A 12178-nucleotide genomic window follows, 5' to 3' on the forward strand; every position below is an offset into this window, starting at 1 on the left:
CGGGCTTGTATGGTGGCGGTTGCCTAACTGTGCTGGACGAAATTCTATGAATAAAGGCCTTCAACCCTTATCTATCAAGCACTAGCAGCTATGGTTTTTGATGAACTGTATCGCTCGTTTACGAGCGTGGAACCGGCTGATCCGGCTTGCTGAAGTCGGGTGCATTGTGGGCTTGCTCCTACACGGCGGTATGGCTGGGCGCGCCATGCTCGGGTGTGGCATGCGTGCAGATGCACCGTTTGATCCTGCGCAAACAAGGTCGCGCTTGAAGCCGTCTTGCCGCTTTGTTGCGGGCTCTGGTCTTGAAAATACCCGCACGGCTATCAGATAAATCGCAATGACATTGATATGGAGCGAAAGCGACACACCATGCGAATTGACAAACTGACGACCAAATTCCAAGAAGCCTTGGCCGACGCGCAGTCTCTTGCGCTCGGTGCCGACCAATCCAGCATCGACCCCTTGCACCTTCTGGTGGCCATGCTGCGCCAGGATGACGGCCCGCGTGCGCTGCTGCAGCGCGCCGGCGGCAATGTGCAGCAACTCAAGAACCTGGCCGAGCAGGCCATGGCTGACCTGCCGCGCGTGCAGCAGCAAGGCGATGTGCAGGTAGGCTCCGAGCTGGCCCGCCTGCTGCAGGCGACCGAAAAGGAAGCGCTCAAGCGCGGCGACCAGTTCATCGCCAGTGAGCTGTTCCTGCTGGCGCTGGCTGACGCCGCAGGCTCGGCCACGCGTGCCGGGGCCTTGCTCAAGCAAAGCGGCGTGAGCAAATCCAGCCTGGAAGCCGCCATCAATGCGGTACGAGGAGGGCAGAACGTGGACAGTGCAGAAGCCGAAGGCCAGCGCGAAGCGCTGAAGAAATACACCATGGACCTGACCGAGCGCGCCCGCAGCGGCAAGCTTGATCCGGTGATCGGCCGCGACGACGAAATCCGCCGCGCCATCCAGGTGCTGCAGCGGCGCAGCAAGAACAACCCCGTGCTCATCGGCGAGCCCGGCGTGGGTAAGACCGCCATTGTCGAGGGCCTGGCCCAGCGCATCGTGGCCGGCGAAGTGCCCGAGAGTCTGCAGAACAAGCGCGTGCTGTCGCTGGACATGGCGGGCCTGCTGGCCGGTGCCAAATATCGAGGTGACTTTGAGGAACGCCTCAAATCCGTGCTCAAGGAGCTGGCCCAGGAAGAAGGGCGAGTCATCCTGTTCATCGACGAAATCCACACCATGGTGGGTGCCGGCAAGGCCGACGGCGCCATGGATGCGGGCAATATGCTCAAGCCCGCCCTGGCGCGCGGCGAGCTGCACTGCGTGGGTGCGACCACGCTGGACGAGTACCGCAAATACATCGAAAAGGATGCCGCGCTGGAGCGCCGTTTCCAGAAGGTGATCGTGGACGAGCCTTCGGTCGAAGACACCATCGCCATCCTGCGCGGTTTGCAGGTGAAGTATGAGGCGCACCACAACGTCGACATTACGGACCCCGCTATCGTTGCTGCAGCAGAGCTGAGCCATCGCTACATCACCGACCGCTTCCTGCCGGACAAGGCCATCGACCTGATCGACGAGGCTGCGGCCAAGATCAAGATCGAGATGGACTCCAAGCCCGAGGTGATGGACAAGCTCGAGCGCCGCATGATTCAGCTCAAGATCGAGCGTGAAGCCATGAAGCGCGAAAAGGACGAGGCTTCGCAAAAGCGTCTGCAACTGATCGAGGAAGAGCTCGAAAGCCTGGAGCGCGAGTACGCCGACCTCGAAGAAATCTGGAAGGCCGAGAAGGCCAGTGCGCTGGGCTCCGAGCAAATCCGCAAGGAGGTGGACAAGTTGCGTATCCAGATTGAAGAGTTCAAGCGCAAGGGTGACTTCAACAAGGTGGCCGAGCTGCAATACGGCAAACTGCCCGCGCTCGAAAAGCAGTTGCATGAAGCCCAGGCCAAGGAAAAAGGCCAGGACGGTGCGCCCGCCCACAAGCTGCTGCGCACACAGGTGGGGGCCGAGGAGATTGCCGAGGTGGTCAGCCGTGCCACGGGCATTCCCGTTGCCAAGATGATGCAGGGCGAGAAAGACAAGCTGTTGCATATGGAGGACAAGCTGCACGAGCGTGTGGTGGGCCAGGAAGAGGCGATTGCCGCCGTGGCCAATGCCATCCGTCGCTCGCGCTCGGGTCTGTCCGATCCCAACCGTCCCACGGGTTCCTTCCTGTTCCTGGGCCCCACGGGCGTGGGCAAGACCGAGCTGTGCAAGGCGCTGGCAGGGTTCCTCTTCGATAGCGAGGAGCATCTGGTGCGGGTTGACATGAGTGAGTTCATGGAAAAGCACTCTGTGGCACGATTGATCGGTGCGCCTCCCGGCTATGTGGGCTACGAAGAAGGCGGTTATCTGACCGAGGCCGTGCGTCGCAAACCCTATAGCGTGCTGCTGCTGGACGAGGTGGAAAAAGCCCACCCCGATGTCTTCAATGTGCTGCTGCAGGTGCTCGACGATGGCCGCCTGACCGACGGCCAGGGTCGTACGGTGGACTTCAAGAACACAGTGATCGTGATGACCAGCAATATCGGCTCGCATCTGATACAGGCCATGGTGGGCGAGGACGCCGATGATGTGAAGGACGCGGTCTGGGGGGAACTTAAAAACCATTTCCGACCCGAATTCTTGAACCGTATCGATGAAACCGTGGTCTTCCATGCACTGGATGCCAAGAACATCGAGGCGATTGCCAGAATTCAGCTGAAGTTGCTGGAAAGCCGTCTGCAGAAGATGGAGCTGAGCATTCAGGTGTCCGAGCAAGCCCTGGCCGAGCTGGCCAAGGTGGGCTTCGATCCCGTGTTTGGTGCCCGTCCGCTCAAGCGCGCCATCCAGCAGCGTATTGAAAACCCGCTGTCCAAGTTGTTACTCGAAGGAAAGTTCCCGCCCAAGAGTACGATAGCTGTGACTGTCGACCCGGTGAATGATCCCGGGGTGTTCCGGTTCGAGTCCGCAGGCACTGCCTGAGGCCCCGAACCCTAGAAAGAGGTATTGCTTTGAACGATTTCGCCGCCACTGCAACCCGTTGGGCCGTCCGCATCATGCTGATGCTGGTGGGCCTGGTGTTCTTCCTGTGCCTGATGGCCGTGGCCTGCCTCATCGCCCTGGCCTGGGGCGTGCGCGCCCTGTGGGCCAGACTCACGGGCCAGCCCGTGGTGCCCATGAGCATGGGTGCCATGAGCCCCTTTGCCGGCTGGCAGACGGTGTACCGATCGGGGGCCGAGTGGATGGCGCAATCGTCGGGCAATGCCGACGCCAGAATGGATGGGCGTGAAGCCCGCGGGCGTCGCGGCGTTCTGCCTGGTAGCGGCGATGTGACCGATGTGCAGCCGCGCGAGGTGCACGAGTCGTAATGACAAGCCCTTGCTCAGGCTTCATACTTTGGAGCCAGTGAGGCACAAAAGGCCGCAGGCTGGTTTCGCGGTCTACACACAAGAGCCTGTGCAGTGTTGCATCAGGCTCTTTTTTTACGCTGTGTTTACGCAGTCTCGCGGTATGGTGGGGACTGTGATCTTGGGATTTTCAGACAGGCATGAACTACATGGACTTGCACCGCATTTTTGACTTGCAGTACCAAGCCAGCCGCACGCAGGTCGATGTGCCTTTGCTGGTGCGCCGGGAGAGGCTGCTGCGTCTGCAGAAGCTGTTGGACCAGAATGGCCCGGCCTTGTGCGCGGCGGTGGAGCAGGACTTTGGTGTGCGCTCCGAGCGCTGGACCGAAATGCTGGATCTGATGCTGGTGCGAAACATGCTCAAGCACACGCTCAAGCATCTGCCCCGGTGGAGCAAGCGCCAGCGCGTGCGCACGCCGCTGATGCTGCAGCCCGGCAAGGCCTGGGTGGAGCGCCAGCCTCTGGGCGTGGTGGGCATCATCTCGCCTTGGAACTATCCGCTGCAGCTATCGTTGGCGCCGGCCATCACGGCGCTGGCGGCGGGCAATCGCGTGATGCTCAAGCCCAGCGAGCTGACGCCGCAGACTTCGGCAAAAATGGCCGAGCTGGTCGCCCAGTTCTTTGCGCCCGAAGAGTTCTGCGTGATCGAGGGCGATGTGGCCGTGGCCACGCAGTTCTCGGGCCTGCAGTTCGACCATCTGCTGTTCACCGGCTCCACGGCCGTGGGGCGGCGCGTGGCGCAGGCGGCAGCCGTGCACCTGACGCCCACCACGCTGGAGCTCGGGGGCAAGTCGCCCTGCATCATTGCGCAGGACTGCGATATGCAGGCCGCTGCGCTCAAGGTGGCCTACGGCAAGCTGGTCAATGCCGGGCAGACCTGCATCGCTCCTGACTATGTGCTGCTGCCACGTGGCAAGGAGCAGGAGTTTGCCGAGGCCTATCAGGCGGCGGTGCAACAGCTGTACCCACGCATCTCGGGCAACCCGGACTACACAGCCATCATCAGCAAGCGCCATCTGGCACGACTCAAGCAGATGCTGCGCCAGGCGCAAAGCCTGGGAGCGCAGGTGCACTGGATGCATGAAGCGGCTGCCCCCGCTGCGGACGGTGACACCACGGCCTGGGGGGAGGCCGTGGAGCGGCAGTTCGCTCCGGCGCTGGTGTTCGGTGCCACGGGCGAAATGCAGTTGATGCAGGAAGAGATCTTCGGCCCCATCCTGCCCGTGATCTCCTACGAGCATATTGAAGATGTGATCAATGCCATCAACGCGAGCCCGCGTCCGCTGGCGCTGTACTGGTTTGGCAACGACGAGGCCGAGCGCGATGCGGTGTTGATGCGCACCGTCAGCGGAGGCGTCTGCGTGAACGACACCTTGCTGCATGTGGCGCACGAGAACTTGCCGTTCGGCGGTGTCGGCGACAGCGGCTGGGGAGCCTATCACGCAGAGCAGGGCTTTTTGCGCTTTGTGCACCAGAAGGCGGTTTTCGTGCAGTCGCGCTGGGCGGCGACTTCCTTGCTGTACCCGCCGTTCGGGGAAAAGTTCGACCGGGTGATGGACCTGATACGACGCTGGCTCTGAAATTTCTTGGCCGTCGCACAGGGATTGAGCGCTTCGATGCTGTCCTGAGTGCTTGCCACTTTGTCATCAAATGTGACGCAAACCATTGATGGTTGCGGGCTTGCTGCTCTGCTTAGTGGAGCGCATAGCACATAGACTGCGCCATAGCAAGAAATTGCGAACAGCCGCAGTTGAGCAAATGGCTAACCATCGCACCGCGTGCCAAAACTCTGAATCTGTAGACAATTACGCCCTTCTATTCTTACATGTTTCTGCCCCGGTTTTTCCATGTCTAGTATCCAGGTCCGTCCCGCTACTCTTCGCGATGCAAAAGCGATTGCCCAGATCCATACTGCTTCCGCACTGGAGGCTTATCGAGGTCTGGTTCCCGATGATCAACTGAAGGCCATGTCTTCGGTTGAAAAGCGCCAGGCTTACTGGCGCGAAGCTATTGAATACTGTGAGCCACAGGTCCAGGTCGCCATCGACGGCGACAAGATCGTTGGCTTTGTCGGCTTTGACCGTTCCCGTGATGAAAAGTCCCGCCAGACCACAGGCGAGATCTGGGCTATCTATGCAGCTCCCTCGCACTGGAGTCAAGGGGTTGGCGTTGCCCTGTGGGACGCCGCCCGAGATGGTCTGCTGGAGGAAGGCTGCACCAATGTGACAGCCTGGATTCCGCTGCGCAACGAACGTGCCCTGCGTTTCCATGAAATGGCAGGCTTCAAGCGTGAAATGTCCACGGCCAAGACGGCTGTGATTGGCAGCATCAAGATTGAAGAAGTGCGCGTCAAGCGCCCTCTGAACGGCTGATCGCAGCGTTCAGCACTCACTGAAAGACAGGCCGTGACGTCTCCCAACAGCAAGCTCGCGGCCTCGGTCTGCGCTCCCTCATCTGCTTTCGACCTGCTGCAATGGCAGGAGCAAGCTCAGGCTCATACGGCTTTGTGGCGCAGCGAAAGCAGCTTGCCCAAGCCCCGCCGCATCGAAGTTGCCGATGACACCATGCCCGCTGATACGGCGTTTCGCCATATCAGCGAAGGTGCGTCGCTGCTGTGGCGCGGTGATTTTCAAAATGCGCGTCAGCTGTTGCTGGCGCTGGGCCGCAGACTCGACAAGAAGTCGCGACGCAAGAGCCCTGCAAAGAGCCCTGCCGCATCGGGCTTTCCCCACGCTTTTCATCTGTACCGCCAGTCCCAGGCCCAGCGTGCACGCTTGCTGGCCAGCCTCCTGATCGAGCTGGATGTGCAATGGCATTGCGCCTTGCGCCGGGCTCCGGACTGGAGCCTGGCCTGCGCCGAGGCCTGGGGCGCAGTTCCGGCCGAAGCGCACGCGCAGTCCGTGCTGGTGCCGCTGCGCGATCTGCTGGGCGTGGTCGGCGCCCATGAGTGGCGCAAGAAGGGGGTGGAGATTCCTGCCCTGGATGGCGCCCGCATTCATGCGCACTACGGTGTTTTCTCGCCCGTGCGCGGTGAGTATCTCGATCTGGTGGCGCGTGCGAGCATTCCCGCTGCCGGTCTGGAGCAGGCCTGGGATATTGGTGTCGGCACGGGCGTGCTCTCGGCATTGCTGCTCAAGCGCGGCGTGAAGTCGGTGGTCGCCACCGATACCAGCGAGCGTGCGCTGGCCTGTGCCTGCGAGAATCTGCAGCGCCTGGGTCATGCTTCCCGGGTGCAGTTGCAGCATGCCGATCTGTTTGCACAAGGGCAGGCCGGCCTGATCGTCTGCAACCCGCCCTGGCTGCCGGGAAAAGCGGCATCGGTGCTCGATCAGGCGATTTATGACGAAGACAGCCGCATGCTGCGCGGCTTTTTGCAAGGGCTGGCGGCGCATCTGCTGCCGGGCGGCGAAGGCTGGCTCATCATCTCCGACCTGGCCGAGCATCTGAAGCTGCGCACGCGTGACGAGCTGCTGGGCTGGATTGAAGCGGCTGGCCTCAAGGTGCTGGGACGCGACGATATCCGCCCGCACCATGGCAAGGTACTGGACACAGAAGACCCTCTGCACATTGCGCGCTCTGCCGAAGTGACCTCGCTTTGGCGTCTGGCCAACGCAGGCTGACAGCCAGGCTGCTAGGCCGTTGCGCCTTGCAGTTCCTGGCAGGGTGCATCGGCGGCTTCCCCATGCGCCAGCAGGGCCGCCAGCCTCTCGCGCAGCGAATGTGCGCGCTCTTCGCCCGCGTATTCCTCTACCGCCACCAACAGGCTGATGCCTGCGCTGCGCAAGCTGTTCAGGTCTCTGGCCTCGCGCAGTTGGGTTCGCAATGTCTGGGCCAGGGCTTCGTGGCGGTTGGCAAACAGGCGTTCGCACATATCGAATAAGTACATGCGCGTGCCCGCCATATTGATGGCCGGCACCGAGCTGGCGGCTTGCTCGGCTGGCGCCAGGGCTGGTGTGGCCGGGCCGTCTCCAACCTTGGCGAGAGAGGTTGCTGGATGAGTAGCCATGCTGCGCTCTTTGGAGGCGCTGGCTGGCACCAGCTGAAGATATCCCTGCTCCACCAATTGCCGGGCCAGTGCGGCATGATCGCTGCCCAGCATGGCGGCAAGTTCCTCTATGCTCTTGCCGCCGGCCACCAACAGCAGGGAGCGCGCGCGCTGCGGCAGCTGGCGCGATCCGGGCTGAAGTTCCTCCTGGGCCTTGGCGGTTTTCTGCAAAATCATGGCTGGTTCTGTCTGGCGCATTACAAGTGCGGATGCGCTATTGCATGAGTTGACGATGACACTGGTGTGAATCTGCGTCAATTCGCAGTGGATAGCCCCGTCATTGCTGCCCAAGCTTGCCAACTGCTTCTGAATTAATAGCTGCTGGCGTTTTCTGAATAAGCGCTGCAGGTCAATCTGACTTGAATCTGAAATGAGACTGCTGCTTGCGCCCATGGAAGGGCTGCTGGATTTTGTGTTGCGCGATGTGCTGACCCGGGTGGGCGGCGCGGATCGCTGCGTGTCCGAGTTCATTCGCATCAGCGGATCGCTGCTGCCGGACAAGGTCTATCTGCGTACCATGCCCGAACTGCGCAACGGCAGCAGGACGCTGGCCGGCGTGCCGGTGCGGGCGCAACTGCTGGGCTCCGACCCCGTCAGCATGGCCGAGAATGCGGCTAATCTGGCGCGCCTGGGGCCCGAGGGCATTGATCTGAATTTCGGCTGCCCGGCCAAGGTGGTCAACCGCCATGGCGGCGGAGCATCGCTGCTGCAGGATCCCGAGCAGATCGTGCGCGTGGTGGACGCCGTGCGCCGTGCCGTACCCGCGCAGATGCCGGTGTCGGCCAAGATGCGCTTGGGCTTTAACGACCGCGCGTTGATGATCGAGTGCGCCCAGGCCATGGAGCAGGGTGGTGCCTGTGAGATCGTCGTCCATGCACGCACCAAGCTGGACGGCTATCGTCCGCCGGCCTATTGGGAAGAGATTCCGCGCATCCGTGAGGCGGTGGGCGTGAATGTGGTGGCCAATGGCGAGATCTGGACTGTGGAAGAGGCCTTGCGCTGCCGCGAAGTTTCGGGCTGCGAGGATCTGATGCTCGGGCGCGGCATTGTGGCTGACCCGGGTCTGGCCTTGGCTGTGCGCCGCGCCGTGGGGCAGGGCAGTGGCACGGCGGCCGCTGGCATTGACTGGCTGGCGCTGGTGCCCCAGGTGCAGCGTTTTTGGTATATGGTCTGCGAGGATCTGGAGCCGCGCCAGCGTGCGGGTCGCCTCAAGCAGTGGCTCAATCTCATGCGCAGGCGCCTTCCCGAGGCCGAGCTGGCTTATCAGGAAGTGCGCACCCAGACCGATCAACGCGCCATCAGCGACTGGGTGCAGGCGCTGCCGCTGCGGGATCTGCAGCAGGAATGGGCTTGGCCGCAAACCACGCCTAAAGCAGACTGTCCGGAGCCAGAGGCCCGAGCAGCTGCAGCATGAGGCGCAGTCCGAGGCTGGCATCGGGCTCCGAGTAGGAGTCCCTGAGCCCGCTGTCCAGGGGGGCGCGCCAGACCAGCTTCCCCTTGGGGTCCAGATCCACCCGCCAGCTGTTTTCGGGCAGGCTTTCGTCGATGCTGTCGCCGGCCAGCTGGCTGAAGCGGCGGCTGGCGATCAGCACGGCGATCTCGGTGTTCTGCAGCTGTGAGCGCATGTCCAGATTCATGGAGCCCACGGCGACCAGACGTCCGTCTATGACCAGCAGCTTGGTGTGCAGCATGGCCCGCGAAGCCCCGGCACTGCCCCCGCTGGAGCCTGTGGTGCCTGCGCGCAATGCCGAGCGTACGTTGGCCGCTTCGCTGCGCATTTCATGCAGCTCGATGCCCATCTCCAGCAGCGCCTTGCGGTGGCGCGCATAGCCGGCATGGGCCAGCGGCGCATCGTTGGAAGCCAGGGAGTTGGTCAGCACCCGGATGCGCACGCCCTTGCTGCGCGCGGCGCGAAAGGCGTCCATGATCTCCGTCCCCGGGACAAAGTAGGGTGAAACCACCAGCAGGTCCTGCCTGGCGGAGCGGATCAGAGCCAGCAGACCATCGACGACCGATTCGGCATTCAGCGCCGGCGTGGCCGAGGGGGGCGGGCTGTAGGCGTCGTCGGCCTTGAACACGGCCGCTCCGGCGGGCTCGCTGGCGGCCGATCGTTCCGCACCTTCGGCGGGGATCTTGGTCGGGCTGTCCGCCAGCACCATGGCCTGGGCCCAGATCCAGGGGATCTGGTTCAGGTTCATGGACCCGCCTTCGGACTCCGGTTCGGCGATGCCGGTGTCCGGGGCTGGCGCGGCTTCGGTTTTGGCGTCTTCCTGGTCGAACTGGGTCTTGAGCTTGAGCAGGTCCGGCTCGCTGATCAGCGACTGCACGGGGTAGGCGCGCACATTGTTCCAGTAGCGGTCGAAGCTGCGCGACAAATCCTTGACGACGGGGCCGCCGGCCAGAACATCGAGATCGACAAAATTGCCCTCATTGGAGGCATCAAAGTAGGCATCGCCCAGGTTGCGTCCGCCAATCACGGCCAAGGTGTTGTCGGCCACGAACAGCTTGTTGTGCATGCGCTGCTGGGCGCGCTGAAAGTCGGTCAGCAGCGTCCAGGCCCGGCCGATGGTGGAGGCGCGCGAGCCGGCCAGCGGATTGAACATGCGCATCTCCACATTGGGCACAAAAGCCAGGCGCATGACCTGCGCATCGGGCCCCGTGCTGTGGAAGTCGTCCAGAAGCACGCGCACGCGCACGCCGCGCCGGGCCGCCTGCACGACCGCGCGCAGCAGTCTCCCGGTGCTTTGATCGGCATGGATGGCGTAGTACTGCAGATCCAGCGTCTTCTGTGCGTTTTCCACCAGCGCCATGCGGCTGCTGAGGGCATGCCTGGGGCCGGAGAGCAAGGCAAAAGCCGAGGCATCTGGCTTTGCCCTGGCCGGGCGAGCCTGAGAGACGAGCAGGCCCAGCTCGGTGCTTTGGGGCTGGCTCAGTGAGGTGCTGACGGGGCGCTCCACGTCCCTGGGTAGCGACGCCGCGCAACCCGTGAGCAGCAACGCGATAAAAGCGCCGGCAAGCAGTGCCAGACACTTTGGCCGCTGCAATGGCTGCAGTCGTGACGATGTGGAGATGGAAGCCGTCATTGCTGCTTTGTAACCCATGATGACCGAGTGCACATGTCGGACACAGGCTGCGCTAGAACTGCTCTCGGCCCTGGACTCTGGCAACAATGCGCAGGTCCGGTCCCAGGCGGGCGACATCATGGAACTGCAGTGGCAGACCTTGGTCCAGGCTGTCGAGCGGGCCGAAGTTGGCAATGCCCATGGCACCCGTGCCCAGCAGCCTGGGGGCTTGATAGAAGAGAAACTCATCGACCAGACCTTCGCGAATCAGTGAGCCGTTGAGTTTGAAGCCTGCTTCCACATGCAGCTCATTCGTGCCGCGCTGGGCCAGATCGAGCAGCATGGCTGCCAGATCGACCTTGCCCGCTGCATTCGGCATAGCAATAACCATAGCGCCTAGCGCTTGCAGTTGCTCGATCTTGGATTGATTTGTACTGCAAGTGTATATAAAGCATGCGCTAGGTGCTTTCAAAACATGAGCATCCAGTGGCATATCCAGCTTGCTGTCCACCACGGCAATGCGCGGCTGGCGTGGCGTGTCTACATCCCGCACATTCATGCGCGGATTGTCTTCAAGCACCGTGCCTATTCCGGTCAGAATCGTGCAGGCGCGGGCACGCCAGGCATGTCCGTCGGCGCGCGCTGCCGCCGAGGTGATCCACTGGCTTTGACCATTGTGCAAGGCCGTGACGCCGTCCAGCGAGCTGGCGGCCTTCATTCGCACCCAGGGCGTGCCGCGAATCATGCGGCTGAAAAAGCCGATATTGAGTTCGCGTGATTCAGCTCCGCCGGGGCCTATCTCTACATCGACACCCGCGGCGCGCAGCCGCTCGAAGCCCTGGCCGGCCACCTGCGGATTGGGGTCCATCAGCGAACCCACCACCTTGCCTATGCCGGCTGCGATCAAGGCGTCGCAGCAGGGGCCGGTGCGGCCGTGGTGCGAGCAGGGCTCCAGCGTCACATAGGCTGTGGCCCCACGCACATCGTTGCCTTTGGAAGCCGCGTCGCGCAGAGCCATCACCTCGGCGTGCGGGCCACCGGCCTGCTGGGTAAAGCCCTGGCCGATGATGCGACTCGAGGCATCGACGATCACGCAGCCAACACGCGGATTGGGCGAGGAAAGAAAAAGCGCCTGAGCAGCCTGCTCAAGCGCTTTGTTCATGAAGTGGGCAGAGGGTGTCATGCCCAGGATGGTAATGCAGAGGCCTCTGGCTTACTTGCCCCAGCAATCTGTGTCGTAACCAGATTCCCCGGACTTTTTACCATTGGCTCCATGCAAGCCTGTATTGCTCAGGGTGTAGGTGCCGCATTTGTCACTGGCTTGTGGGCCAGGTGATTTGGGTGTGGCAGTGAGGGTGTAACTGGTTGATGTGGGCGAAGTAATTGCGATTGTGTAGCGCTTGTTGGCATCCGATGCCCATGTCAAAGCAGAGGGAAGGTCCGCTGTTGGGTATTGACCAGTCGCTGTGGCTGCTCGCTCTAGCCATTGTTGAGCTTGTAGTAGTCCCGCGCGTGCATCCGCTCTATGACCGCGACGTACATACTCGGTATAGCTGGGATATGCGATAGCTGAAAGAATGCCAACCACCGCCACGACAATCATTAATTCAATCAGCGTGAAGCCTTGGTTATATCTATATTTTGACAAATTCGGCATGGTCATG

10 protein-coding genes are annotated in these 12178 nt (G+C 62.1%); 6 read left to right on the forward strand and 4 right to left on the reverse strand.

Going from position 1 to position 12178, the window contains the following annotated elements; translation table 11 throughout:
* Window positions 1-369 precede the first annotated feature (369 nt).
* The 5 genes from clpB to AC1RTQ_RS07500 all read left to right on the forward strand — a co-directional run bounded on the left by clpB (window position 370) and on the right by AC1RTQ_RS07500 (window position 7027).
* Window positions 370-2982 (forward strand): ATP-dependent chaperone ClpB, encoded by a 2613-nt coding sequence (gene clpB / locus AC1RTQ_RS07480; protein WP_492874866.1) that lies wholly within the window; start codon window positions 370-372, stop codon window positions 2980-2982.
* A 29-nt stretch (window positions 2983-3011) separates the two neighbouring features.
* Window positions 3012-3368, forward strand: a complete 357-nt coding sequence (locus AC1RTQ_RS07485; protein WP_302091946.1) for a hypothetical protein — start codon at window positions 3012-3014, stop codon at window positions 3366-3368.
* Between the two features lie 179 nt (window positions 3369-3547).
* Window positions 3548-4987: a coniferyl aldehyde dehydrogenase gene (locus tag AC1RTQ_RS07490; RefSeq protein ID WP_492874867.1), complete on the forward strand. Its 1440-nt coding sequence runs from the start codon at window positions 3548-3550 to the stop codon at window positions 4985-4987.
* Window positions 4988-5254: 267 nt separating this feature from the next.
* Window positions 5255-5779 carry a GNAT family N-acetyltransferase gene (locus AC1RTQ_RS07495; RefSeq protein WP_218242760.1) on the forward strand — a complete coding sequence of 175 codons (525 nt, stop codon included), beginning with the start codon at window positions 5255-5257 and terminating at the stop codon, window positions 5777-5779.
* A gap of 33 nt (window positions 5780-5812) precedes the next feature.
* Window positions 5813-7027 (forward strand): methyltransferase, encoded by a 1215-nt coding sequence (locus AC1RTQ_RS07500; protein WP_492874868.1) that lies wholly within the window; start codon window positions 5813-5815, stop codon window positions 7025-7027.
* A gap of 11 nt (window positions 7028-7038) precedes the next feature.
* On the opposite strand, the gene AC1RTQ_RS07505 is transcribed toward AC1RTQ_RS07500, so the two are convergent.
* Window positions 7039-7650, reverse strand: coding sequence for a hypothetical protein (locus AC1RTQ_RS07505; RefSeq protein ID WP_492874869.1), 612 nt, complete (start codon window positions 7648-7650; stop codon window positions 7039-7041).
* A 172-nt stretch (window positions 7651-7822) separates the two neighbouring features.
* On the opposite strand from AC1RTQ_RS07505, the gene AC1RTQ_RS07510 reads away from it, so the two are divergent.
* Window positions 7823-8866 carry a tRNA dihydrouridine synthase gene (locus AC1RTQ_RS07510; protein WP_492874870.1) on the forward strand — a complete coding sequence of 348 codons (1044 nt, stop codon included), beginning with the start codon at window positions 7823-7825 and terminating at the stop codon, window positions 8864-8866.
* Here the strand turns inward: AC1RTQ_RS07510 and AC1RTQ_RS07515 are convergent.
* Genes AC1RTQ_RS07515 through AC1RTQ_RS07525 form a run of 3 tightly spaced genes read right to left on the reverse strand, consistent with a single transcriptional unit; the run spans window position 8820 to window position 12177 of the window.
* Window positions 8820-10535 (reverse strand): phospholipase D-like domain-containing protein, encoded by a 1716-nt coding sequence (locus AC1RTQ_RS07515; protein WP_492874871.1) that lies wholly within the window; start codon window positions 10533-10535, stop codon window positions 8820-8822. The genes AC1RTQ_RS07510 and AC1RTQ_RS07515 overlap by 47 nt on opposite strands.
* 52 nt (window positions 10536-10587) lie before the next feature.
* The gene (ribD, locus tag AC1RTQ_RS07520) at window positions 10588-11697 is read right to left on the reverse strand and encodes a bifunctional diaminohydroxyphosphoribosylaminopyrimidine deaminase/5-amino-6-(5-phosphoribosylamino)uracil reductase RibD (RefSeq protein ID WP_492874872.1); all 1110 of its coding nucleotides are present in this window, start codon (window positions 11695-11697) and stop codon (window positions 10588-10590) included.
* A gap of 30 nt (window positions 11698-11727) precedes the next feature.
* Entirely contained in the window at window positions 11728-12177 is a 450-nt protein-coding gene (locus tag AC1RTQ_RS07525; protein WP_492874873.1) for a type IV pilin protein, read from the reverse strand.
* Window position 12178 lies beyond the last annotated feature (1 nt).

This window comes from Comamonas sp. GW821-FHT11H03 (assembly GCF_058807955.1).